Annotated in this window: 28 protein-coding genes and 1 other annotated feature; of the genes, 10 read left to right on the top strand and 18 right to left on the bottom strand. The window is 63.4% G+C overall.

Annotated features, from left to right (window positions below):
- Positions 1-28: 28 nt before the first annotated feature.
- Positions 29-1,033, top strand: a complete 1,005-nt coding sequence (locus AAEU42_RS02480) for a YeiH family protein (RefSeq protein ID WP_342231941.1) — start codon at positions 29-31, stop codon at positions 1,031-1,033.
- Between the two features lie 42 nt (positions 1,034-1,075).
- Here the strand turns inward: AAEU42_RS02480 and AAEU42_RS02485 are convergent, their stop codons facing one another.
- Both AAEU42_RS02485 and AAEU42_RS02490 read right to left on the bottom strand, forming a co-directional pair.
- Positions 1,076-1,288 (bottom strand): DUF378 domain-containing protein, encoded by a 213-nt coding sequence (locus AAEU42_RS02485; protein WP_342231942.1) that lies wholly within the window; start codon positions 1,286-1,288, stop codon positions 1,076-1,078.
- A 96-nt stretch (positions 1,289-1,384) separates the two neighbouring features.
- Positions 1,385-1,951: a GGDEF domain-containing protein gene (locus tag AAEU42_RS02490; RefSeq protein WP_342231943.1), complete on the bottom strand. Its 567-nt coding sequence runs from the start codon at positions 1,949-1,951 to the stop codon at positions 1,385-1,387.
- A gap of 103 nt (positions 1,952-2,054) precedes the next feature.
- Between AAEU42_RS02490 and AAEU42_RS02495 the strand changes: the two genes are divergently transcribed.
- Positions 2,055-2,276 (top strand): helix-turn-helix domain-containing protein, encoded by a 222-nt coding sequence (locus AAEU42_RS02495; protein ID WP_342231944.1) that lies wholly within the window; start codon positions 2,055-2,057, stop codon positions 2,274-2,276.
- A 58-nt stretch (positions 2,277-2,334) separates the two neighbouring features.
- Here the strand turns inward: AAEU42_RS02495 and AAEU42_RS02500 are convergent, their stop codons facing one another.
- From AAEU42_RS02500 to AAEU42_RS02525, 6 genes are all read right to left on the bottom strand, one after another.
- Complete coding sequence (locus AAEU42_RS02500) at positions 2,335-3,147, bottom strand: family 1 encapsulin nanocompartment shell protein (RefSeq protein WP_342231945.1); 813 nt, start codon at positions 3,145-3,147, stop codon at positions 2,335-2,337.
- 19 nt (positions 3,148-3,166) lie between these two features.
- Complete coding sequence (locus AAEU42_RS02505) at positions 3,167-3,526, bottom strand: demethoxyubiquinone hydroxylase family protein (protein WP_342231946.1); 360 nt, start codon at positions 3,524-3,526, stop codon at positions 3,167-3,169.
- Positions 3,527-3,657: 131 nt separating this feature from the next.
- Positions 3,658-4,893 carry an MFS transporter gene (locus tag AAEU42_RS02510; RefSeq protein ID WP_342231947.1) on the bottom strand — a complete coding sequence of 412 codons (1,236 nt, stop codon included), beginning with the start codon at positions 4,891-4,893 and terminating at the stop codon, positions 3,658-3,660.
- A gap of 89 nt (positions 4,894-4,982) precedes the next feature.
- On the bottom strand, positions 4,983-5,621 hold the full coding sequence (locus tag AAEU42_RS02515; RefSeq protein ID WP_342231948.1) for a TetR/AcrR family transcriptional regulator: 639 nt from the start codon (positions 5,619-5,621) through the stop codon (positions 4,983-4,985).
- A gap of 159 nt (positions 5,622-5,780) precedes the next feature.
- Positions 5,781-6,176 (bottom strand): cytidine deaminase, encoded by a 396-nt coding sequence (cdd, locus tag AAEU42_RS02520; protein ID WP_342231949.1) that lies wholly within the window; start codon positions 6,174-6,176, stop codon positions 5,781-5,783.
- 20 nt (positions 6,177-6,196) lie between these two features.
- On the bottom strand, positions 6,197-7,429 hold the full coding sequence (locus AAEU42_RS02525; protein ID WP_342231950.1) for a polysaccharide deacetylase family protein: 1,233 nt from the start codon (positions 7,427-7,429) through the stop codon (positions 6,197-6,199).
- A 176-nt stretch (positions 7,430-7,605) separates the two neighbouring features.
- On the opposite strand from AAEU42_RS02525, the gene AAEU42_RS02530 reads away from it, so the two are divergent.
- Positions 7,606-8,391, top strand: coding sequence for a hypothetical protein (locus AAEU42_RS02530; RefSeq protein ID WP_342231951.1), 786 nt, complete (start codon positions 7,606-7,608; stop codon positions 8,389-8,391).
- A 54-nt stretch (positions 8,392-8,445) separates the two neighbouring features.
- Here the strand turns inward: AAEU42_RS02530 and AAEU42_RS02535 are convergent, their stop codons facing one another.
- Positions 8,446-8,676 (bottom strand): DUF1653 domain-containing protein, encoded by a 231-nt coding sequence (locus AAEU42_RS02535; protein ID WP_342231952.1) that lies wholly within the window; start codon positions 8,674-8,676, stop codon positions 8,446-8,448.
- A 291-nt stretch (positions 8,677-8,967) separates the two neighbouring features.
- Positions 8,968-9,220, top strand: a binding site (T-box leader).
- A gap of 78 nt (positions 9,221-9,298) precedes the next feature.
- On the opposite strand from AAEU42_RS02535, the gene AAEU42_RS02540 reads away from it, so the two are divergent.
- The 6 genes from AAEU42_RS02540 (at position 9,299) to AAEU42_RS02565 (ending at position 13,216) form a co-directional block, all read left to right on the top strand.
- A complete protein-coding gene (locus AAEU42_RS02540; RefSeq protein WP_342231953.1) occupies positions 9,299-10,678 on the top strand; it encodes a TrpB-like pyridoxal phosphate-dependent enzyme in 1,380 nt (459 codons plus the stop codon).
- Positions 10,679-10,795: 117 nt separating this feature from the next.
- Positions 10,796-11,356, top strand: a complete 561-nt coding sequence (locus AAEU42_RS02545; protein WP_342231954.1) for a TetR/AcrR family transcriptional regulator — start codon at positions 10,796-10,798, stop codon at positions 11,354-11,356.
- Complete coding sequence (locus AAEU42_RS02550) at positions 11,353-11,859, top strand: flavodoxin domain-containing protein (protein ID WP_342231955.1); 507 nt, start codon at positions 11,353-11,355, stop codon at positions 11,857-11,859. The genes AAEU42_RS02545 and AAEU42_RS02550 overlap by 4 nt, the downstream gene beginning before the upstream one ends.
- 116 nt (positions 11,860-11,975) lie before the next feature.
- Entirely contained in the window at positions 11,976-12,311 is a 336-nt protein-coding gene (locus AAEU42_RS02555) for a helix-turn-helix transcriptional regulator (protein WP_425288191.1), read from the top strand.
- A gap of 50 nt (positions 12,312-12,361) precedes the next feature.
- Positions 12,362-12,805 (top strand): stage V sporulation protein AC, encoded by a 444-nt coding sequence (gene spoVAC, locus AAEU42_RS02560; protein ID WP_342231957.1) that lies wholly within the window; start codon positions 12,362-12,364, stop codon positions 12,803-12,805.
- A gap of 69 nt (positions 12,806-12,874) precedes the next feature.
- A complete protein-coding gene (locus AAEU42_RS02565) occupies positions 12,875-13,216 on the top strand; it encodes a DUF134 domain-containing protein (protein WP_342231958.1) in 342 nt (113 codons plus the stop codon).
- Between the two features lie 61 nt (positions 13,217-13,277).
- On the opposite strand, the gene AAEU42_RS02570 is transcribed toward AAEU42_RS02565, so the two are convergent.
- Genes AAEU42_RS02570 through AAEU42_RS02580 form a run of 3 tightly spaced genes read right to left on the bottom strand, consistent with a single transcriptional unit; the run spans position 13,278 to position 16,196 of the window.
- Complete coding sequence (locus AAEU42_RS02570; RefSeq protein WP_342231959.1) at positions 13,278-14,612, bottom strand: ATP-binding protein; 1,335 nt, start codon at positions 14,610-14,612, stop codon at positions 13,278-13,280.
- A complete protein-coding gene (locus tag AAEU42_RS02575) occupies positions 14,602-15,474 on the bottom strand; it encodes a hypothetical protein (protein ID WP_342231960.1) in 873 nt (290 codons plus the stop codon). Before AAEU42_RS02575 ends, AAEU42_RS02570 begins: the two co-directional genes overlap by 11 nt.
- Positions 15,471-16,196 carry a LytR/AlgR family response regulator transcription factor gene (locus tag AAEU42_RS02580; protein ID WP_342231961.1) on the bottom strand — a complete coding sequence of 242 codons (726 nt, stop codon included), beginning with the start codon at positions 16,194-16,196 and terminating at the stop codon, positions 15,471-15,473. The genes AAEU42_RS02575 and AAEU42_RS02580 overlap by 4 nt, the downstream gene beginning before the upstream one ends.
- Before the next feature lie 240 nt (positions 16,197-16,436).
- Here AAEU42_RS02580 and AAEU42_RS02585 point away from each other — a divergent pair, with 240 nt between their 5' ends.
- On the top strand, positions 16,437-16,967 hold the full coding sequence (locus AAEU42_RS02585) for a hypothetical protein (protein ID WP_342231962.1): 531 nt from the start codon (positions 16,437-16,439) through the stop codon (positions 16,965-16,967).
- Positions 16,968-17,021: 54 nt separating this feature from the next.
- On the opposite strand, the gene AAEU42_RS02590 is transcribed toward AAEU42_RS02585, so the two are convergent.
- The 6 genes from AAEU42_RS02590 to AAEU42_RS02615 all read right to left on the bottom strand — a co-directional run bounded on the left by AAEU42_RS02590 (position 17,022) and on the right by AAEU42_RS02615 (position 23,013).
- On the bottom strand, positions 17,022-17,426 hold the full coding sequence (locus tag AAEU42_RS02590; protein ID WP_342231963.1) for a NifB/NifX family molybdenum-iron cluster-binding protein: 405 nt from the start codon (positions 17,424-17,426) through the stop codon (positions 17,022-17,024).
- A gap of 111 nt (positions 17,427-17,537) precedes the next feature.
- A complete protein-coding gene (locus AAEU42_RS02595; RefSeq protein WP_342231964.1) occupies positions 17,538-18,665 on the bottom strand; it encodes an iron-containing alcohol dehydrogenase in 1,128 nt (375 codons plus the stop codon).
- Positions 18,666-18,677: 12 nt separating this feature from the next.
- A complete protein-coding gene (locus tag AAEU42_RS02600; RefSeq protein ID WP_342231965.1) occupies positions 18,678-20,108 on the bottom strand; it encodes an AMP-binding protein in 1,431 nt (476 codons plus the stop codon).
- Positions 20,109-20,122: 14 nt separating this feature from the next.
- The gene (locus AAEU42_RS02605) at positions 20,123-21,310 is read right to left on the bottom strand and encodes an acyl-CoA reductase (protein ID WP_342231966.1); all 1,188 of its coding nucleotides are present in this window, start codon (positions 21,308-21,310) and stop codon (positions 20,123-20,125) included.
- Entirely contained in the window at positions 21,300-22,370 is a 1,071-nt protein-coding gene (locus AAEU42_RS02610; RefSeq protein ID WP_342231967.1) for a LuxE/PaaK family acyltransferase, read from the bottom strand. Before AAEU42_RS02610 ends, AAEU42_RS02605 begins: the two co-directional genes overlap by 11 nt.
- Positions 22,360-23,013 carry an MBL fold metallo-hydrolase gene (locus AAEU42_RS02615; RefSeq protein WP_342231968.1) on the bottom strand — a complete coding sequence of 218 codons (654 nt, stop codon included), beginning with the start codon at positions 23,011-23,013 and terminating at the stop codon, positions 22,360-22,362. Before AAEU42_RS02615 ends, AAEU42_RS02610 begins: the two co-directional genes overlap by 11 nt.
- Between the last annotated feature and the right edge of the window lie 4 nt (positions 23,014-23,017).

The raw sequence follows: 23,017 nt of genomic DNA on the forward strand, positions 1-23,017 counted from the left end.
AAAAAAGAGAGATAGAAAGAGGGCTTTTATGGAAACGATGAAGAAGAATGTCCCCGGCATCCTGATCTGCCTGCTCATCGCCCTGCCCGCCTGGTTTTTGGGCCAGCGGTTCCAGGTGGTGGGCGGTCCGGTCTTTGCCATTTTGATCGGCATGGTGATCGCTCTTTTCTGGAAGGACCAGAAGGGGGCCAAGGCAGGGATCACCCTCACCTCCAAGAAGATCCTCCAGCTGGCCGTGGTGCTGCTGGGTTTCGGCATGGACCTGAGCAGTGTGCTGAAGGTGGGGGGACAGTCCCTTCCCATCATCCTTTCCACCATCACCACCTCTCTGGTGGTGGCCTTCCTCCTCTACCGGCTGATGCGGATGGATAAGAACATCTCCACCCTCATCGGAGTGGGCTCCTCCATCTGCGGCGGCTCCGCCATCGCCGCCACCGCCCCGGTCATCGGGGCGGACGACGAGGAGATCGCTCAGGCCATCTCGGTCATTTTCCTCTTCAACGTCATCGCCGCCCTGATCTTCCCCACCCTGGGCGGGGTGCTGGGGCTGTCCAACGAGGGCTTCGGCCTCTTCGCCGGCACGGCCATCAACGACACCTCCTCCGTCACCGCCGCCGCCGCGGCCTGGGACGGCATCCACGGCAGCAATACCCTGGATACCGCCGCCATCGTCAAGATGACCCGGACCCTGGCCATCATCCCCATCACGCTGGTCCTGGCCCTGGTCCGGACCCGGCGGGAGGAGAAGGAAGGGGCCGGGGTGGATCTGAAAAAGATATTCCCCTGGTTCGTGCTCTTCTTCCTGGCGGCCTCCGTTATCACCACCCTGCTGCCCATCCCGGCGGGGGCGGTGGCCTTTTTGAAGCAGGCCAGCAAATTTTTTATCGTCATGGCCATGGGGGCCATCGGACTGAACACCGACCTTGTCAAGCTGGTGAGAAGCGGCGGAAAGCCCATCTTCATGGGCCTGTGCTGCTGGGTGGCCATCGCCGCCGTCAGCCTGGGGGTCCAGAGGGTCATGGGCGTTTGGTAAACGAAAAGAGAGCCGCTCTTAATCAAGAGCGGCTCTCTTTTTTCAGGTCCGGTCCTCCACAGGGTCTCTCTCCCGGAACAGCAGGGAGATGCACCAGATGGCGGCCAGGCCCACCAGGGTGTAGATGACCCGGCTCATGGCGCTGTTGGCCCCGCCAAACAGGAAGGCCACGGCGTCAAAGCCGAAAATACCGATACTGCCCCAGTTCAGCCCGCCGATGATGGCGAGGATCAGGGCGATCTTGTCCATGATCATGTCCCAAGAACCTCCTCAAAAATGGATTCCCGGGGTTAGCATGGCCAAGGAAGGCGGGATTTATACAAAGAGGCAGAGAAATTTACTGCATTCCGGTCATTTTTTGTTTTGATACATCCGCTGGTCGGCCAAATCGAAGGCCGCCTGGGCCGTCTCCGCGCCGGGCTCTCCCAGGACGGTGTGGCCCACGGAGACCGACAGGTCGTCGCAGTCCTCCCGCAGGTGGGCCTGGAAGGCGGCGATGCGGGACTGGGTCTCCGCCGGGGTGAGACGAAGAGCTAGGGCGAACTCGTCACCGCCGATGCGGAAGAGGGTGTGCTCCTCCTCCGGGAAGGCTTTCCGAAGGGTGTCCGCCACCTGCCGGAGGGCCAGATCCCCCGCCCGGTGGCCGCTCTGGTCGTTGATGCGCTTCAGATGGTCCACGTCCAGGATGACACAGCACATCGGCCCGTCCTCCGGGGACAGATGGCACAGGGCCTCTCCATAGGCGGCCCGGTTGGAGAGGCCGGTCAAAAAGTCGGTGTAGGCCATGCGGTGCAGGTGGTGGTATCGGGCGCTCTGCTCCTCCAGCTGGCGGATCCGCTTCCTCTGCCGGAACATCAGGACGCAGGCGGCGCAGAGGCAGAGGGAGAGCCCAAGGACCGCGATAGACAGGGGCTCCATGGCCGCCGCCTCCTTTCTTGCTCTTTTGCTAATTTTAAGGGAATTTCCCTTAAAAGTCAATAAGGGTATATGCCTTATCGCATACTATTTATAGGTGATAAGGATGTATGAGCGAATTCGGATCCTGCGGGAAGACAGGGATTTGACGCAGCGGGCCCTGGCCCAAATGCTGCGGATCCACCAGACCACGTACTCCGACTATGAGCTGGGCAGGCTGAACGTCCCCACCGCCGTCTGGGAACAGCTGGCGGATTTTTACGGCACCAGCGTGGATTACCTGCTGGGCCGGACCGAGGAAGTGAAGCCCTATCCCAGAAAGCGGTAGCTCCCGTGGATCGAAAAAAGCGGGACGCGCTTCAGCGCGTCCCGCTTTTTTATTTCGATCACTCGAAAACCACGATGGCGTTGGGGTCCTTGATGCGCAGAGCGGCGGTCTCCAGGATGCGGAAGGCGTGGTTGAAGTCCTTAAGCTCCAGATAGCCCACGCCCAGGTCGGCGCCCACGGCCAGGTCCATATACTGGCTCTCGGCGCAGACCAGCACGGCCTTGTTGGCGCCGAAGGCGCCGGTGGCGTAGACCCGGCCGTCCACCAGCTTGGAGATGCGGTCCAGCTCCAAAAGGCCCACGTTGGGCACCAAGCGCTGGAGGTCCAGATAGACGTCGGGGCTGAGGATCAGGGCATAGCGGCCCAGAAGGCTGCTGGAGGACAGGTGGGCGATCCCGTGGGCCACGTCCCGGTAGGCGTCCTCCCCCTCTTTCCAGTTGCCCCGCTTGACCTTAAAGGAGCCCTTGGCGTTCAGCAGGCCTTCCATCCCCAATTCCTTATTGCCGAAAAGGATCAGGTCGTCCTCCCGCTTGGCCATCCGCTGGGCGGCCGCGGCGGCGGCGGACAGGTCCAGGGGCCGGCCCTCTTTTTCGGCCGCCTCCATGTCCCGCCACAGAAGGGTGAAGTCCTCGTAGAGCTGGGGCAGCTCCACCAGCTTGCGGCCGGTGATGCGGGCCACGCCGTTGGAAAATTCCTCGCTCTTGTCGTTGGTGTCCACGCTGACCACGGCGGCGCCGGCGCCCAGAGGGCCGTAGAGGCTCAGGAAGCGGCGGCAGACCAGGTGGCGCTTCAGGTTTTCGATGACGGCATTGTCGATCCGCTCCCAGATCTCGGAGGAGAAGGGAGCGCTTTCTCTCGCCAGATAATCCATATGCTTCATTGCTCCTTTCTTACTCTTCCACCAGGCTGCCCACGGTGGGGCCGGCGGCGGGAAGGATGGGGGACTCGGAGATCCCCAGGGTCTCCAGCATCTCGGTGACCTCGTTCTGACCGTCCAGGAAGAGCTCGGCCTCCTTGGGGTCCAGGTGGCGCATCAGGGTGATAAGCTCGCCCATATGCACCTTCTCCTCGTCCCGGATGTCGGCCAGGACGGCTTTGGCCACGGGGTCGTCGGTGGCCAGATAGTGGGCGTCGTACAGGAAGATGGCCTCCAGTTCTCCGGCGATGTCAAGACGCAGGGCTTGCATCAGCTCGGCGTTGGACATCTTACGGTCTACGTTTCCCTGGAAGGGGTTGGCAAAAGCTGGCATAAATAGGACCTCCTCAAATAAATAATAATAGGAATGATTTCTTTTATGACTCCATATTACTAGTGTTTTAAGGAAAAGTCAAGTATATTCATCATAAATTTTTTTCTTGGGAAATTGATACAGTGGAAAATTCAGGCCGGAAGCTGCTGCCGGTCGGCGCGGAGCAGGCGGCTGGCCAGCAGCACCAGGGGCAGGCAGGCGGCAAAGGCGAAGCAGAAGACCACCCAGGGGGCGGCGGAAAACCATTCCAGCATGATCCCATAGAGGCCCTGGCCCAGGGGCATGGCGCAGGTGGAGACGGCGGTGACGAAGGCGCTCATTTTTCCCAGGAGGGGCGTGGGGGTGACCCGCTGGAGGAAGGTCTGGGCCAGGACGGAGAACAGCCCGGCGCAGGCCATGCCGAAGAGGGCGGAGAGGAGGATGACGCCCCAGGAGAGCAGGGGGGCGGCGGGAGAGAGGACGGACAGGGCAATGAAGCAAAGGGAGAGGGCGGAGAGGAACAGCCAGCGGGCCGAGCGGGCGAAGGAGAGCCGCTGTCCCAGGATGCCGGTGAGGAGGGCCCCCAGGATGGTGCCCAGCCCCATGGCGGCCTCCACATAGCTGTAAAGCTGGCTGGAGAGGCCCAGGTAGATCTTGACCAGGTAGGGCAGGCCCACCACGTAGCAGGAGGAGAGAAAAAGGTTGACCCCGGCCACCACGGCCAGGAGGGGGAGGAGGCCGGAGCGGGAGAGGAACTGCCCCGCCTGCCGCAGATCGTCCAGAGCCACCTTTATGCCGCCCTGGTCCGTGGGGGCGGTGAAGGGGATATGGAGAAAGCACTCCATCACCGCCGAGGCGAAAAAGCACCCCGCGCTGACGGCGCAGATGGGCCCCATGCCCCAGACGCCGTAGAGCCAGCCTCCGGCGATGGGGCCCAGGAGGCTGGAGAGGGCATAGACCTGGGTGACCACCCCGTTGGCCCGGGTCAGCTCCTCCGGAGGGGCCAGAAGGGGGACGGCCGACTGGGTGGCGGGCTGATAGCAGGCCTGGATGGCCGACAGGCACAGCATGAGGAGGGCGGGGGGGAGGGTGGAGCCGGTCCGCCCCACCAGGCCGAACCCGGCCACCAGGGCGGCGGTGAGGAAGTCCAGGGCGTACATGATGCGGTGGCGGGGGAGCCGGTCCGCCAGCACGCCCCCCACCGGGGAGAGGAGGATGGTGGGGATCATGGACACCGCCAGCACCCCGCCGAAGAGGGCGGCGGAACCGGTCAGATCCAGCACATAGAGGGACAGGGCGAAGCGGAGGATAGCGTTGCCGAAGAGGGAAATGATCTGACCGACGACCATCAGAGTGAAATCCCGGTGGAAGAGGGGCTGGACGGACATAGAAACACCTCACAATTTTATTGATACCGACGGTTGGTATGTAAAAGCGGGAAGAAAAGCCGCTCCGCTGGGAGCGGCGGGAGGGGGCGCTACTGGGGCATGACAAAATCGAAATACCGCTCGGCGATGGAGAACAGCTCGTCGTCGATGACAGGCAGGCCCATCTGGTCGGAGAAGCGCCGCATGAAACGGAGTTTGGCCAGAAAATCCTCCTTATCGGTGGTGCAGTTGCCGACCCACAGATTCATCAGCACCATGAAGGACTCGGAGACCTGCCGGGGCTGGTCGATGTGGAGGGAGCCGTCGGCGTTGCCCGCCTCGATCAGCGTGGTCAGCAGGGGGGCGGCGTCGGCAATGGTGGAGCGCAGGGTCATCTCCAGCAGCCGGGGGTCCAGACGCTCCGTATTGGGGATCAGGCGGTCCAACTGGAGCTTTTCCGGGTCGGAGAGCATGAAGCGGAACAGGTAGCGGGCCTTTTCCAGGGCGTTTTCCCCCGGCAGGGTGTTGGGTTGGCGCATCCAGGGCTGCTTGCCGTAGTAGCTGTCGCAGATGCGGTCGTAGATGTCTTCCTTGCTCTTGAAGTGGTGGTAGATGGCGCCCTTGCTCATGCCCAAGGCGTCCACGATGTCCTGGATGGTGGTGTGCTCATAGCCCTTTTCGGTGAAGAGCCTGCGGGAGACCTCCAGGATCCTGCGCTCAGTCTCCTCCGGAAATTTGTTCCTGGCCATGGGATCAACTCGCTTTCATACATACCGTCGGTATGTATGAAAGATACCAGAGACCGGGGGCGTTGTCAAGGGGAAAATGGAAAGGTTCCCAGCCCGCCGCCTGGGCCGCGGAGCAAAAAAACAGCCGCGCCCCTCGGCGCGGCTGTTTTTTTCGACCCTTTATCCCAGGCTCTTGGGCCCGAATCCGTGGGGGAGCAGGTCGGAGAGTTTCAGCTTCGTGAAGCTCCGGTCTCCTTTTCCCACCAGGAGCTCCAGCTCCGGGGCGAATTCATAGAGCATCTGCCGGCAGGCCCCGCAGGGCCAGCAGTAGTCGGCGGAGTCGCCCACCACCGCCAGGCGGACGAAGTCGTCCCGGTGGCCCTCGCTCACCGCCTTCACGAGGGCGGTGCGCTCGGCGCAGATGGTGGAGCCGTAGGCGGCGTTTTCCACGTTGCAGCCGGTGAACACCGTGCCGTCGGCACAGAGGAGGGCGGCCCCCACGGGGAATTTGGAGTAGGGGACGTAGGATTTTTCCAGCATGGCGTAGGCCAGGTCGGCCAATTCACGGTCGGTCATAGGACAGGCTCCTTTCCTATTTACCAGGTGACGCCCAGATTGGGGCGCACGTCCAAATCTATGATCTCCTTCGCGTCGTAAAACTGGCTGTACCGGGACAGGGACTTGCCGCTGCGCAGGGTGGTGCCGTCGGGGTGGAGCCGGTCGCAGATGACGGCGGAGATCTCGGTCTTGCACTTTTCGTAGGAGTTGATGCCCACCGAGGCGAAGATGCGGAAGCCCTGGCTATGGAGGTACTGGAACATGGGGCCCGGCTCCCCCTGGTCGTGGTCCCCGTCGGGCCGGGCGCCGTGGGGGTAGAACAAAATTTGGGTGGGGCCCACCAGGCTGCCCACCTCGTCAGCCCACCGCTGGGTGTCCCGCTTGACCTTGTCCAGGGACCAGGTGGACAGGTTGACGTGGCCCCAGGTGTGGGAGCCGAAGTACCAGCCGGTCTCCTTGAGGCGCTGGACGATGGGCTTGACGGCGGCGATCTCCTTTTGCCGGTTGGCCTCGAAGGCGGCGGAGGTATCGTCGGTGTTGGTCTGGGTGCGGTAGCCCAGGATGCCCTGATAGCCGGTAAGGGAGAGGCAGCCCTTTACCCCATTCATGGAAAAGTCGGGATGCTCGGCCACAAATTTGTCCAGAATAGTGATGGCGTCCAGGTCTTGGGTGAGGAAGGTCTCGCCGGTATAGGGGTCGGTGCACTCGGCCCAGATGTTGCCGTCGTCTCCCAAAACCAGCTTGGAGGTGAAGCCCTCCTCCAGCATGTATTCGTAGTAGTTGGTGTCGTCAAAGGAGATGACGAGAGGCTTTTTCCCCTCGGGGACCATAAGTGTGTTCCGGCGCATCCGGGTCTGGCCGCTGTCGGTGGTGTACTCCGACCAGACGTCGTTCATGTTCACAAGGACATAGCCGTTGTCATAGACGCTCTGAAGGATTTTATTGTACTCGTCCACCGTCACCATCCAGTCGTCCAGACCTTCCTTCTGGGACTGGGAGGAGGGGCAGTCGTGGAAGGCCCACTTGGGATAGGCGATGACGGGGTGGAAAAAGAGGTGCTCCACCACCGCCGTGGTGGGCCAGGCCACCAGGGGGACGGGGGGCGTGGTGGGCTCCGGCTCCGGGGTGGGTTCCGCCGTGGGGGTGGGCATGGGGGTCTCCACCGGGTCGATCCCAGCGGAAGGGCGGCCCTTCTTGCCGCAGGCGGACAGCGGGAAGGCAAACAAAAGGGCGAGGGCCAGCGCAGCCGCCCTCGTGGTAAAATGCTTCATGGGGACATTCCTTTCTCCTTTGTATTTCTGCCCTTATTATACATGCTCAGGCATGGAAAACAACAACAAAACGCTTACATTTTCGTGACGATGGGCCGCCTGCTTTTTCTAGTTGCAAAAAGAGAGGTTTTCTGCTAAAATAAACGAGAATGATTTCATCCACAGGAGATGTGTAAATGGACAAGAACGCGAAGCAATTCAGGGAGGCCAAGGCCAAGCAGGAAGAGACCGCCCTCAACCGGGTCCTCTGCTGGATCGCCGGAGGCTCGGTGCTGGAGTTCCTTTTACTCCTGCTCAACCGGTATTATAGCCACTATACGGTGGAACAGATCGATCTGCGGGTCGCCCTGGGGACCGCGGTCAAGATCCTGGCCGTCGCCGCCTTGGTCTGTGCCGCGGCGGCGGGGCTTTGGTGGAACGCCGCCAGGAAAAACAGCAGAGGCAGCGCCCTGCCCGGTCTGCTGACCATTTTTATGGCCGGCGTCTCGGTCAGCTGTTTCTGCACCTGGTTCATGGGCAGCACCGGCCTGCGGCTGATGTATATCGGCGTGCCGGTGGTCATCGTGCTGGCGCTCATCTACTATCTTTACCAGCGGGAATTCTTCCTGGTGGCCTGCCTGTGTGTGGTGGGACTGCTGGGGATTTGGGTGTGTTCCCGGGCGCTGGGAGGAAGTTATGCCTATGCGGCGTACCTCTATCTGGCTCTGGCCGCGGTGGTCACCGTGGGCGGCGCTCTGGTGTGCCGCAGGCTTCAGGCCGGCAGCGGGGCTATGGAGCTCAAGGGGAAGCGGATGCGCGTCCTGCCCAAGGACGCCAACTACGCGCTGCTTTATGTCACGGCCATTGTGACCCTGCTGGTCCTCATCGCCGCCGTGCTGGCGGTGCCCACCATGATCCTCTTCGGCGTGGTGGCCGCCTGGGTCCTTATCATGGCGGTGTATTACACTGTAAAGCTGATGTGATTGTCAATGAAAAGCGCCCCGGCGGGAAATCCCGCCGGGGCGCTTTTTTGCAGCTTATTCCTCCGCCAGCTCAAAGCGGTATTTCTGCTTCACCTCGGGATATTTCTCATGGTCCACCTCAGACAGGAACATGTCGTAGGGGCGGACATAGTAGCCGAAGTCGCCGTAGAGGGCCTGATAGACCACGAACTTTTCCCCTGTTTCCGAGTGGGTGGCCATCAGGATGGCTTTGTAGCGGTTCCCCTTGAAGTGGATGTAAATGGCGCCGGGTTTCAGCTCCCGCATCCTTTTTCCTCCGTTCCTCCCCAGGACCGCGGGCGCGGGATGTTGGCGTAATGCGGCTGGGGAAATTCAAATGTATGGTCTGCTTTTTGTCATTATACCACAGGCGTGAGGGGTTGTTGCGGTATATTTGTAAAACTCAGTACATGAAGCGTATTGCGGTTCATATACCGCAGAAGAAGGAACAGATGTGAGAAAAGATGAGAAAGAGGAAATAAATATTTTTTCTAAATTTCTCAAATTTGTCTTGACACAGGGGTTGTCCCGCGCCTATAATAAGCCCAACTTCAAAGCGGAAAACCGATGATAAAGTGGAGTACCCGGACAGACGTTTTCTCTCAGAGAGCCGTGGGTGGTGGGATCACGGCAGAAGGCAGTGCGGGGAATGGGCTTTTGAGGGCGAGGGCGAAAGAGGAAACTTGAGTAGCCAGACGGGGACTCTACCCGTTATCAGGAGAGCGCGCGTTCATAGGACGCGGGAGGAAAGAGTGGGCGCCTTTGGCGTCAATTTGGGTGGTACCGCAGAGGCCTGGCCTTTGTCCCAAAACAGAAATTGTTTGGGATGAGGGCTTTTTTCATGCCCTTTTCCCAACGTACATCCGCCGTTGAGAAAGGAAGTCATCGTATGAAAACCATTCCCCACCGCCTGTATTTGACCGAAGCGCAGCTCCCCCGGCAGTATTACAACCTCCGCGCCGCCATGAAGGAGCAGCCCGACCCCATGCTCAACCCCGGCACCCTCCGGCCCCTGAAGGAGGAGGAGCTCTACCCCATCTTCTGCGAGGCGCTGGCCCACCAGGAGATGGACGGAAAGACCGAGTTCGTGGACATCCCCGAGGCCGTCCGGGAGGTCTACAAGATGTACCGCCCCTCCCCCCTGGTGCGGGCCTATAACCTGGAGAAGGCCCTGGGCACCCCGGCGAAAATCTACTACAAGTTTGAGGGCAACAACACCTCCGGCTCCCACAAACTGAACTCCGCCGTGGCCCAGGCCTATTACGCAAAGGCCCAGGGCATCACCCGGCTCACCACCGAGACCGGCGCCGGCCAGTGGGGCACGGCGTTGAGCGAGGCCGCCTCCTACTTCGGTCTGGACCTGGATGTGTTCATGGTCAAGTGCTCCTATGAGCAAAAGCCCTTCCGCAAGGACGTGATGCGGGTGTTCGGGGGGAAGGTGACCCCTTCCCCCTCCATGACCACCCAGGTGGGCCAAAAGATCTTGGCGGAGGACCCGGACACCACCGGCAGTCTGGGCTGCGCCATCTCCGAGGCGGTGGAGTCCGCCGTCTCCGCCCAAAACAGCCGCTATGTGCTGGGCTCCGTCCTCAACCAGGTGCTTCTCCACCAGTCCATTATCGGCCTGGAGTGCGAGACAGCCATGAACGAGCTGGGGGAGTATCCCGACATCGTGGTGGGCTGCGCCGGGGGCGGGTCCAACCTGGGCGGCCTCATCGCCCCCTTCATGCGGGATAAGCTGACGGGGAAGCGGCCGGGCACCCGGTTCGTGGCGGTGGAACCCGCCTCCTGCCCCTCCCTCACCCGGGGGAGATACGCCTACGATTTCTGCGACACGGGCAAGGTCACCCCCCTGGCCCGGATGTACACCCTGGGGGCCGGGTTCATCCCCTCCGCCAACCACGCTGGGGGCCTTCGCTACCACGGCATGAGCCCCATCCTCTCCAAACTCTACCACGACGGCCAGATGGAGGCGGTGAGCTACAAGCAGACCGAGGTCTTTGAGGCGGCGGTGCGCTTCGCCAAGCTGGAGACCATCCTCCCCGCCCCCGAGTCCGCCCACGCCATCAAGGGGGCCATGGACGAGGCCATGCGGTGTAAGGAGACGGGGGAGGCCAAGACCATCCTCTTCGGCCTCACGGGCACCGGCTACTTTGACATGACGGCCTACGCCGCCTATCTGGACGGCAGGATGACCGACCATGTCCCTACGGACGAGGAGCTCCAAAAGGGCTTCGACTCCCTGCCCGACATCCCCCAGAACAAGTGAATTACGGAAAGAACCGGGTTCTCCCCATGGGGAGAACCCGGTTCTTTCTCTTGACAACGCAATAAAAATGATATATAAATAGTTTATATAAACTATTTATATATTGGAGATGAGGATATGCCGAAACAGCGCGTTACCCGGGAGGCCGTGGTGGAGGCCGCCTTTCAACTGGCCCGGCGGGAGGGAATGGAGGCGGTGCTGGTGAAGAATGTGGCGAGGGTGCTGAACTGTTCCGTCCAGCCTATTTATAGCTACTGCGGCAGTATGGAGGGCCTGTGCCGGGCGGTGGAGGCGCGGACGGCGGACTTCGTCCGGGAGTACGCGGCTGCCCGGCGGGACCCCGCCGACCCCTTTCGCTCCACGGGCATGGCCTACCTGGAGCTGGCCCGGGAAGAGCCGCGGCTCTATCGGATCTTTTTCCTCCGCCGCCAGGAGGAGGTGGGCTCCATGGAGGAGCTGTACCGCCGGGAGGCATCCCCGGAGGCGGCCGCAGGCCTAGCCCAGACCACGGGCCTTTCGGAAGAGAAGGCCAAGAACCTGCACCTGCACATGATTCTCTACTCTATGGGCCTGGGGTTCCTGCTGGCGTCGGGGGCTGATTTGGGAGAAGAGGCCGCAGAGCGGCTGGAGGAGGCCTATGAAATTTTTTTGAGGCAGATGAGGGAGGAACAGGAATGAACGCCATAGTGATTTACCGCAGCAGGACTGGCTTTACCAAGCGCTACGCCCAATGGCTGGCGGAGGACCTGGGCTGCGAAGCGGCGGCGTACGAGGATAGGGACAAGGTGGAGCTCTCCGGCTTCGACACGGTCCTCTATGGTGATTTTCTCCACGCCGGGGCGCTGAAGGGCCTTGATTGGCTGAAGGCGAAGCTGCCTGAACTGGAGGGGAAGCGGGTGGCGGTCTTTGCCGTGGGGGCCTGTCCCGCCGATGACCCCAGCCTGGGTCCGACCTTGGAGCGGAGCTTGGAGGGGGTCGGCCTGCCCTGCTTCTATCTCAGGGGCGGCCTGGATTATGAGAATATGGGCTTTTTGGACAAGATGATGATGAAAATGATGTGCGCGATGGTGAAGAAAAAGGAGGGGCCGGACAGCGAGACGTATCGGGGGATCAGCTGCTCCTTTGACGCAACGGACCGGGCTTCTTTGGCACTGTTGGAGGCTTGGGCGCGGGGAAAATAGAGCCCGCAACCCAGACGCAACCGAAATTTGCGGGATAGTTGATAGACGCGCCCTGATCCGTTTGGTAAGCTGATGTCATCCTAAATCGGAAAGGCGGAACATAAATGGATACGTCATTGGCAACGATCATAATCGGGCTGTTTTCCCTGGCCCTGCTGGGCGGCTTTGTAGTGCTGCTGGTCCAGCTGATCCGGGCGCTGACCAAGTATCTGCGATCAAAAACGGTGCGGGAGGAGAAGTCCGAAGTGCGAAAATCGTTGGGGGAGACACTGAGGGAACACCGCACCCGGTGCAAGATGACCCAGGAGTTCGTGGCGGAGGCCATCGGGGTCAGCCGGCAGGCGGTGAGCAAGTGGGAGAGCGGCGACTCCGACCCCAGCACGTCCAACCTGCTGGCGCTGGCGAAATTGTTCGGCGTCTCCGCTGAGGAACTGCTGAAAACGGTGGGATGAATGATTTTTCCTCCCGGGGGCAAACTATCCTGGAAAAGGAGGCGCGAACCATGGACATGACCAATCAGGATTATGGAAAATATGTCAACGCCAAGTCCAAGCCCTCTCCCTGCTGGAAAAACTGCGCTTGGGCCTTCTGCGTGGGCGGGCTGATCTGTGTGCTGGGCCAGGGGCTTTTGAATCTCTACCAATACTTTGACCTGGAGAAGGACGACGCGGCGGCGGCGGTGTCCGTGACCCTTATCTTCCTGGCCGCCCTGCTCACGGGCCTGGGGATTTTCGACAACATCGCCAAGCACGCCGGAGCGGGCACCCTGGTGCCCATCACCGGCTTTGCCAACGCCGTGGTGTCCCCGGCGCTGGAATTCAAGAGCGAGGGCCTTGTAATGGGCGTGGCGGCCAAGATGTTCGTCATCGCCGGGCCGGTGCTGGTTTTCGGCATCTCGGCCAGCGTAGTGTACGGCATTATCCTCATTCTGTTGGGCGTAGGGTGAACGCCTGTGCTTGACTTGTGGCGGGAAAGTTGTAAAATGGAGAAAACGCAAGTCAGGCAGGTGAGGAAGATGGCCCGTCCGGTCAAATGCAGGCGCGTATGCGCCCTGCCTCAGTTCCAGGAGTTCGGACCCGGCGAGGGGGCCTGCACCGGCCAGGTGGAGATGGGGGTGGACGAGTACGAGGCCGTCCGCCTCATCGACCACCTGGGGCTGTCCCAGGAGGAGGCCGCCGCCGGAATGGGCGTCAGCCGGGCCACGGTCCAGGGCATCTACGATTCCGCCCGGAAAAAGCTGGCCGCAGCCCTGGTGGAGGGCAAGCGCCTGCGGGTGGACGGCGGGGCCTACCAGGTCTGCCCCCGGGGCAGGCAGTGCCGGGGGACGGGCTGCTGCCGCCGGGAGGAAGCGGACTGACGGCGGCAGGTGGAAAATAAATGAAAAAGGCCGGTCCATTCTTCGGAATGGGCCGGTCTTTTTAAATGAGCATTTGTAGCCGGAACACCCCGTCCCGCCACTCATAGCGCAGAGAACCGCCGTTTTGGCGGGCAAAGGCGGCGATGCTGCGAGTGCCGTAGCCGTGCCCGTCCCGCATGGCCTTGGGAAAGCCGGTGGCGGGATCAAAGACCACGGGGCCGTCACAGGTGTTTTCGACCTGAAGAAAAAACTGCTCGGCCGTGTTCCGGGTGAAAAGGCGGATGGAGCGGGGCCGCCCCTCCGCCTGGTCCAGGCAGGCACGCACGGCGTTTTCCAGCGCGTTGGAGAGAACCACCGCCAGGGCGGCGGGGTCTAATAGGGGCCGCTGGGGCAGGTCAAAGCGGATGGTGAGGGCCACGCCGTGCTCCGCGGTCCAGGCGGCGTACTCCCCCAGCACCGCGTCCAGGATGGGATTCTCGGCATACCGCTGGCGGGAGAAAGACGTCAGTACGGTATCCGCCCGGGCCTCCAGTTCCTCAGCGAGGGACAGCGCCGCCGGGAGGTCGGCTTGGCGGATCTGAGCCTCCACCTCATCCAGGCGGGCGCGCAGGAGGGAGAGGAGCCGCTCATCCAGCCTGCGCTGCTGCTGGGCCTTGTCCTGGTGGGCCTTCAGGGCGGACAGCTGGGCGGAGCGCACGGTCCGCTCCCGGAAACCGGCGTAGTGCCGGAGAAGGCTGTTGAAAAACTGATAAAAGACCATGTAGGCGCATGGGGGGAGCACCAGCAGGACGCAGTAGACGGCGGCTTCCGGGATGCTGGGGAAGAGCTGGTCGAGCTGCAGGGAATCCTGAGGGGGGAGCACAGGCGAGCGGAACACGCCGGAGGTCTGGGTGAAAAAGAGAAAGGCGAACAGCAGGGGGATCAGGGACAGCCCGTACCATCCGCCGATCTCGATTTGAAAGGCGCGGCGCAGGCTGGGGCCGAACCGCCGGGCCAGGAAGAGGGCCATCACAGCCAGGGAAATGAGACGGACCGCCAGATTTTCCGGGCCGAAGCTGGGAAAAAGCAGATGGGAAAAGAATACCGTGCTGAAAGTAAAGGAATAGGCAACCGCCATGGAGAAGAGGAGCCGCCCCTTCCGCCAGTGGACCAGCGCCGGGGCCAGAAGGAGGACGGCCACGTCGAGATAGGTAACGGCCAGGTTGGCGCGGTTCAGGTCCAGGAAGCGGAAGCATAGGACCTGGGCCAGGGCAGTCAGGAGAAGGATGGCGGGGATCATGATCCGAAGCCTTTCCTTGGAAAAACGCCAGTCGTCCACCAGGAGGGTGGCGAAAAGACATCCGGTCAGCATGGTGGATATGGCGCACAGACAGCTCCAGAAAGAATCACTGGCCATGGCGGACCTCCTCCTCCAGCCCGGCGGAGCGCAGGCCGGCGCGGATCGCCTCCATGGTTTGCAGGGCGGCGGGGCCGTCTCCCGCACGGAGGCAGGAGGACAGGATGTGCAGATAGTGGCGCAGGTCATGGCGCAGGATGCGCCGCTGTTCCTCGGCGGCCAGGTCGGCCTCCCGGGGCCGGGCCAGAGCGGTCACCTGGGCGGTGAGGACCGCGCTGTCCACCTCGCTCTCCTGCCAATGCCCCAGCTTTTGAAAAAAGTAAAAGGAGGCCCAGTAAAAGATCAGGGACAGAAGGGCCAGCAGATAGGTAAAGACCTGTACATAAGGAAGGCCGCGGCGGGCGTCGTAGTTCGGGGTCAGCAGGAGGAACAGGAACAGACTGCACAGGCATATGGGCATGAGGGAAAAAACCAGCCAGCCCCGCTTCAGGGTGTGGTAAACCTCCTGAAAGACGGGGCGAAAGACCCCGATATGAAACGCCAGAAAGGCCCCGTCGAGGAGAAGGCGCAGCAGGGTGCGGTGGATGGGAAGATAGAAGCAGGCCATGCTGCACACGGTGGTGCTCAGGTAGGTGAAGAGCAGGCTGGTGGCGGCCACAAAGAGGAACCGGGCGTCCCGCACCGCACTGAAGGACCAGCAGACGGGCAGAAGGACGAGCCAGTACAAAGCGACCCGGACGACGACGGGCAGGGCCCGCATGAAGGGAGACAGGCCAAACCAGAGCGCGGCCGGGCCCGCCAGGAGAAAGAGCACCACCCGGGCCTGGAGGGAGACACGCCAGCGGTCGTTGAGGGCGTACATATAGGCCACCGCCATGGCGCCGATGAGCGCGGAGGCCATAAGATCCAGCGCCGCCGTCAAGGGCGGTCACCGGACAGGTAGTCCATGTACTGCTGGCGGAATTCCCTCCTCCGAAGCTGGGAGACGGCGATCTCCGTCCCATCGGACAAAATCACGGACTGGCCCGTAAGCCGGAGGATATGTTCGGCGTTGATGAGATAGGAGCGGTGGGGCTGGAGGAAGAGGCCGCTCTCCAGAAGAGGCGCGGCGGCGGAGAGAAAGGGGACCCGGATGGTCCGGCCGCGGATACAGGTCCCGTCGGTGAGATGGTAAAAGACCCGGTGGTCGGTGCACTCCAGGTAGAGGACCCGGTCGACGGCCACCACCACCGATGCGCCGCCCTCGGCGGCCAGCTCCACGGGAAACGGACGGGGAGCGGCCAGCAGCTCGTCCAGCGCGGCGTAGAGGGGATCGGCCTGGACCGGCTTGAGCAGGTAGTTTTTTGCCCGGACCTGAAAGGCGTCCAGGGCGAAATCCGGGGTGCTGGTGAGAAAGACCACCGCCGCCGCGGGGCGGATGGACTTCAGCATCCGGGCGGTCTCGATCCCCGAGAGGCCGGGCATGAGGATATCCAGCAGGCACAGGTCGAAGGGGATCCGCTCCGCCGCCCGCAGAAGGTCCTCGCCATGCTCAAAGGGGAAAAGGGTGAGGGAGGGGAAGGGACGCCGGCACCGGTATTCCTCCAGATATCCCCGGATCTCCTCGAGTTCAATGGGACTGTCGTCGCAGAGTGCGATATTCATGTGGCTGCGCTCCTTTTTTACGCGGGATATGTCGATAGTGTATCATGGGGGCCAGGGCTTGTAAATTTAGAGATGTGAGTTTCCAAATATTTGTGTGAGACAGGGAAAAATTATTTGTGACCTTCCAGAAAATTCAAAATTACACGAAAAATAACCGGTATCTGCACGGAAGATATCGGCCGCTCGGCCCCGCTTTCCTGTAAAATAAAAGTAGATCGACTGGAAAGCAGGTGATAGGTCATGGGTGTGACTGTGATCGTATGTCCGGCGACAGTGGACATCCAGACGGTGCTTTCCCGCTGCCGGAAAAAGGCGCCCGGGCTGGAAGTCAGGGTGGAGAAGGCGCGGGACGAGGCGGAGCTGGAAAGCCGCCTCCGGGCCTTGGCCGGATCGGAGAGAAACACCTTTACCGTCAACACCAAGGGAGGGGTGCGGATCGTCCAGGCGGACAGCATCATGTTGTGCCGGGCCGAGGGGCACCGCTTCCGCCTGTGGCTGAACGACGGGAGTCAGCTGCTCAGCTGTACCACCCGGGTCCCCTTCTCCAAGAATGTGGCTCCGCTGCTGGAAATGGACCGGTTCCTGCGGACCGGGGCCACCGTTCTGGTGAGCCTGGACGCCATCGAGGTGATCCGGGACGGCCACATCTGGATGACCAACGGCATGAAGCTGAGTTTTTCGGCCAGGTGGCAGGCTTTGGCGGAGCGGACCCTGCGCTACGGCCGCCTGGGCAAGAGCGGAAAAATGGGCGCGGAGCCTTCCGAGGTGTGAACAGCGGCCGAAAAAGGGACGGACTGTATGGACAGTCCGTCCCTTTTTAGCGGCTCAATGGTTTCCGGAACAGCCCGCCTTGTCCTCGTGACAGCCGTGATCGCCGCAGGTGTGGCCGCCCTCGTGGTGATGGGCGCATACGGTATCCGGGTCGAAGGAGAGGGAGCCGGCGAGCAAAGCCTCCACGGCGGCGTCGGCCGGGGCGGAGACACCGGGGTAGAGCTGAATGCCGGCCTGGGCCAGGGCGGCCCGGGCGCCGCCGCCGATGCCGCCGCAGATGAGAGTGTCCACGCCGCGCTCCGCCAGGAACCCGGCCAGGGCCCCGTGGCCGCTGCCCTGGGTGTCATGGACCTGGGCGGAGACCACCTTGTTGTCCGCCACGTCGTAGATCTTAAACTGTCCGCAGTGGCCGAAATGCTGGAACACCTGGCCGTCCTCGTAAGTGACCGCGATCTTCATGAAAGCGCCTCCTTTGATTTGGCTCTATGGTAGCACCATTATTGACATATGTCAATAATAAAAACGAATTCCGGCCCCTCCCGGTGATATTGCCGGGAGGGGCCGGAGCGGTTACCGGTAAGCGGCCCGGAGGATGGCCACGGCCTCCTCATCGGTGAGGGGGGCGGGGTCGTTGAAGAAGAGATAGGGGGCGGTTTCCTTGGCTTCGGCGGCCAGGGCGGGCAGCTCCTCCGGCGTGACGCCGTACTCGCTGAGCCTGATCTCCCCCATCCCGCACTGATCCATGAGCCGGGAGAGGGCCTTGGGGAAGTGGCCCCGGTTGAGGGCGGTGTCCAGCTTGGCGAAGGCCCCGTCACAGGCGTGGCGGTCGGCGAAGTGCTGGTAGTAGGGGAGGGCCAGGGCCAGGAGCCCCGCCCCGTGGGGAAGGGAGGGGTGGCGGCCCGAAAGGGCGTGCTCCAGGGCGTGGGCGGAGCAGGAGCGCATCCCCATCCCTGCCAGCACCGCGCCCAGGGAGACCTGTGCACGGGCCTCCAGGTCGGAGCCCTCCTCCAGAACGGCGGGGAGGCCCTGGGCCAGCAGTTCCACAGCCTTGAGGGCGTACATCTCGCTCATGGGGTCGCTGTTTTTGTTGATGACGGTCTCAATGGCGTGAAAGAGGGCGTCAAAGCCCTGGTAGGCGGTCTGCCGCAGGGGCATGGAGCGGGTGAGGGAGGGGTCCACCACCGCCAGGACGGGGGCGCCGTCCAGGCGGCCCAGCCCGGCCTTGAGGCCGCTCTCCTCGTCCGTGATGACGGCCCAGGGGCTCACCTCGGCGCCGGAACCGGCGGCGGTGGGGATGGCCACCACGGGCAGGCCGGGCTGGGAGAAGGGCTTGCGGTCGCCGTAATCCCGCCACTGCCCACCGTTGGCGCGCAGCAGCCCGGCGGCCTTGGCGGTGTCGATGGAGCTGCCGCCCCCCAGGCCCACCAGAAAGCCGCATCCCTCCGCCCTGCACTGTTCGGCGGCCTGGGCGGCCTGGGCGGCGGTGGGGTTGGGGGAGACGCCGTCAAAGACCGAGGCGGACACCCCCGCTTTTTCCAGTTGGGCCAGGGTCTCCGCCAGGGCCTCCCCCCGCTTGACCTGGCCGGGGGAGGTGACCACCAGGGCCCGTTTGCCGGGGAGGGCCTGGCGGCCCAGCCGCCGGAGCTGCCCCTCTCCAAAGAGCAGTTTAGTGGGGAGATAATGGGTAAAGCCGATCATAGGGGTACCTCCTCAGGGATTGGTTGGCAGGGCGGTGTAGAGGGTCTTGCCCGCCTCATTTTTGGGGATGGCGTCCACCGCCGTCACCGAGAAGCCCGAGCGGGCCAGGTGGGTCACGCCGGAGAGGTAGTCGATGGCCGCCTGGGGCAGCTCCGGATCGGAGCTGTCGGTGAAGATGGTCATAAGGTCGTCCCGCCCGGTGCAGGCGAACTCCGCCTCCGGGAAGCGGGCGGAGAGGAGCCGCTCCGACTCGTCCAGGCCCACCCGGTTGCCGAAGAGCTTGATGAACCGTTTTTTCCGGCCCACGATGTAATAGTAGCCGTCGGGGTCACGCCGGGCCATGTCGCCGGTGTGGAGGACCCCCTGCCAGTCGTCGCCCCGGGCCAGGTCGGCGGCACAGGCCGCGTAGCCCATGGTGACGTTGGGGCCGTGGTAGATGAGCTCTCCCACCTCCCCCTCAGGGACCGGGGCGCCGCTGTCGTCGGTGAGGCGGAAGGAGCCGCCGGGGATGGGGATGCCCATGCTGCCCACCTTGCTCAAAGCGTTCTGATAGGGCAGATAGCCCATCCGGGCGGTGGCCTCGCACTGGCCGTACATGACGTAGAACCGGCGGCCGGTGTCGGCGCACCACTGGGCAAAGACCTGATGGAGTTCCTCGGGGAGCTTGCCCCCGGCCTGGGTCATGTACCGCAGGGAGGGCAGGTCCATGCCGGTGAGGCGCAGCCGGTGGAACATTTTATAGGTGTAGGGCACCCCGGCCAGGGAGGTGGCCCTCTCCTTCAGGAAGAACCGCCAGAAGTCCCCCTCCAGCACGCCGTGGGTGGTGAGGAGGATGGCGGCCCCCACCAGGGCGTGGCTCTGGACGATGGACAGGCCGTAGGTGTAGTTCATGGGCAGGGTGGTGATGGGCCGCTCGGTGTCGGTGAGCTCCAGGTATTCGGCGATGGAGCGGGCGTTGGCCTCGATATTGGCCCGGCTCTGCCGTACCAGTTTGGGGCTCCCGGTGGAGCCGGAGGTGGTGAGGAGGACAGCCAGATCAGGGTGAAGAGCGGGGGAGACCGCCCCGGTCCGCCGCAGGAGGGCACAGCCGTACTCGGCCAGCACGCCCTCCGTGGGGCCCAGGCTGTCTCGGCTCTCCTGGGGAACGTCGCCGGGCAGAAAGACCCAGGCGGGGGAGTAAGCCGCCGTCAGTTCAGCCAGCAGGGCGGGGTCAATGTGGGCGTCCAGGAGGACGGGCACCGCCCCCAGCCGGAGGCAGGAGAGGTAGGCCAGCAGGACGCCGGGGGTGTTCTCGCACAGGAGGAAGCCCAGGCTCCGGCCCTCCGCCCCGGCGGCAAAGCGGCCGGCGAAGGCGTCCAGGTCGCCGTAGGTGAGGGTGAGGCCGGTGTCGGAAACGCACAGGGTACGCCCGGCCCAGCCGGGTTCGGCGGTAAAGAGCGCCATAAGGATCCCTCCTGTTAACAGTTGATGACCCGGGACAGGGCTGTGATCAGGTCCTTCCCGTCCCAGGTGAGGTCAAATTCCATGGCCTGGCCCACGTTTACCACCCGGTCCACGCCGGGAAGGGCCAGGCGGGCGATGACCCCGGCGGCCTCCCGGGGCGGGATGCCGGCCACCGTTAGGGTCTGGGTCCGCTGGGTGACGAAGGGGGCCATGTCCTCCAGGGCGTCGATCTCACGCTCCAGGAAGGCGCCGAAGGCCAGATGGCACCGGCCCAGGTCCACCCCGTCCGACTGCAGGGGCAGGCGGTAGAGGAGGTTCCCCGCCCGGCGGACCGGGCCCAGGCCGGGCTGGGTCATGGCCAGCTCGCAGAGGGCCTCGTACTTCCGGGCCGCCTTGTAGGGGGTGAGGTCGTAGGCCTGGGCCGCCTTCCGCTCCAGGGCCGCCCAGAAACGCTCCCTGGCGGCGGCCCCGTCGGGCAGGTCCTTGCGCCACAGCACCAGCTTTGGGCTGGAGCAGGCGTTCTGGTCCATGAGGTAGGTGTCGTTATAGAAGCGGTGGGCCAGCAGGTCCAGATCGGCCTGGGACAGGTTGGTCACATGGGCCTCGCTCATGAGGCACAGGGACCACCGGTCGGGAAAGACCAGCTCCACCGCCCCGGGCTTCATGGGAAACCTCCGCATGGCCTCCACCGTGGCGTCCCCGCCCCAGACCACCTTGCCGTCCGCCTCCATGAGGTAGGCGGCGGTGCGGTCCTCCTCCTTCCGGGGATAGGAGACAAGGCCGGTGCGGGCCCTCAGCCCGGCGTGCTCCGGGCGGGAGAGGACCTGGTCCAGAAGGGCGCAGAACAGCCGTCCCCGCTCCTCCAGCCGGGAGGACATGCGCAGGAGGTTGGCGCAGCCGGAGAGCATGCCCACGGCCAGGGAGTAGGCGAAGAGGAGGGGCACGTTGGCGGGGGGCACGTGGAAGAGAAGCCCCCGGCCCACCCGAAGGGCCCCCTCGTGCCGCTTTTTCAGCTCCTCCATCCGGGAGCGGCGGCACCAAAAGGCAAAGGAGGCCGCCTCCGTGTCCCCAGCCAGGGGGGAGGAGCGGAAGGCGGAAGAGAAGTGGTCGAAAAAGTCCAGGACCCGGGGATCAAAGACTCCCCAGGCCTCGGCTTTGGGGCAAGCCGTTCCGGCCAGCACCGTAATCGTATCAGCCGCCATAGGTATCGCTGCACCCCCTTACTTCCGCTTTCGGGATCCGGCCCGTGATGGTGAAATACTTGCCCTTCCAGCCGCAGGGGCAGTCGTCCTCCCCCAGCAGGACGCCCATGTCCTCGGTGAGAAGGGCGTGGCCGGGGTAGGACTTTGGAAGGAGGGACAAAACCTCGATGACTCCCGGCTCCCCTACGGCGCAGACGCCGTGGTCGGCGGGGCGGCGGATGAGGATGTCGGAGTAGGAGCTGGCGTGGAGGTGGCCCTCGGGGCACTCCAGATAGACGCAGCCGGTCTGCTCTGCCATACCGTAGTAGTCCACCACCCGCCAGATGCCCGCCACGTCCCGGAGGACCTGCTTGAACTCGGCGGGGGAGACTGCCTCATTGCTGAGCTTTTTCCAGCCGCCGCCGTGGACCAGGACGCTGTCCCCAAAGTCCAAACGCAGGCCCTTTTCCCGCAGGGCTTGGCAGAAGTGCTTCCAGATCATGAAGGTAAAGCCGAAGAGGAGGATCTTCCGGCCCTTGTACTCCTCCAGGAAGGACTCTACCGCCTCCACGTCCAGCTCCATATCGTCGTTCAGGGCGTAGCGCATGGGGGAGCCGAAGATGGAGAAGCCCAGGATGCCCGCCCCCCGGGCGGAGAACATGGCCCGGTCCCGGAGGACCTTTTTGGAGTCGATGATGAGCAGGGGGAGCCGCTCCGGGCCCACCAGCTGGGAGACGATGCGGAACAGGGTTTTCTGCTGGTTGGCCGAGGTGCCGGCGTCCAGGTAGATTTTGGACACCCGCTGCCCCGTGGTGCCGGAGGAGGTGACGGTCTTGAAGATCTGTTTCTCCGGGATGCTCCGCAGCTCCAGATCCTTGAAAGCGGACACGGGGAGGAAGGGTACCTCCTCGGGGGAGAGGGGCCCCTCCGGCGTCCCCAGCACGTCCAGCAGGGCGGCGTAGGGGGGGCAGTGGGCGCGGTGGTGGGCAGTGAGTTCGGTGAGCCCCTCGGAGAAAAGGGCCCGTTTTTCCGAGCGGGCCAGGCCAAAGGGGTCCTTGGCCAGCAGGGCGTCATAGTCCATAAAAATCTTTCACCTCCTGGGTCAGGATGTAGGGGTCCTTGTGGCCGGGATAGATCCAAAGGCCGGGCTCCAGCGCGGCCAGCCAGGGCTTGGCCAGACGCTCGTAGGCCTCGGTGTCCCCGCCGGGGAGCCGGGTGATGACCGCCTCCCCGGGGATGAGGTAGTCGCCGGAGAAGAGGATGTCCCCGTCCCAGCGGATACAAATACTGCCCGGCGTATGGCCGGGCAGGGGGGTGAGCCGGAGGGTGTGCCCCTGCCAGGTCATGGTGTATTCGTCCTCAAAGGTCTGGTCCGCCGGGGCGCAGACGAAGGGGGGATAGTGGGCCCCGGGCTTGCCCTTGAAGGTGAGGTAGACCTCCATCATGGCGGACATGTTGAGGTGCTTGTTCCGCAGTCCGGCGTCGCAGGCCCCGGAGCAGAGCACGGGGGCGTCGGGATACTTGCGGCGCAGGGTCTCCAGGCCCAGCATGTGGTCACAGTGCTCGTGGGTGAGCAGGATCCACTCTGGGACAAGACCCCGCTCCTCCAGAAGAGAAGCGGGGCCTTGGGGATGACAGGGGTCGATGACCACCGCTCTGTCCCCCTCGGCGCAGACGTAGCAGTTGCCCTCGGCCAGGGGATCGGTCCAGCGCAGGATGTCCATGGGG

The sequence above is a fragment of the Pseudoflavonifractor phocaeensis genome (assembly GCF_038439875.1).
Lineage (GTDB): Bacteria > Bacillota > Clostridia > Oscillospirales > Oscillospiraceae > Vermiculatibacterium.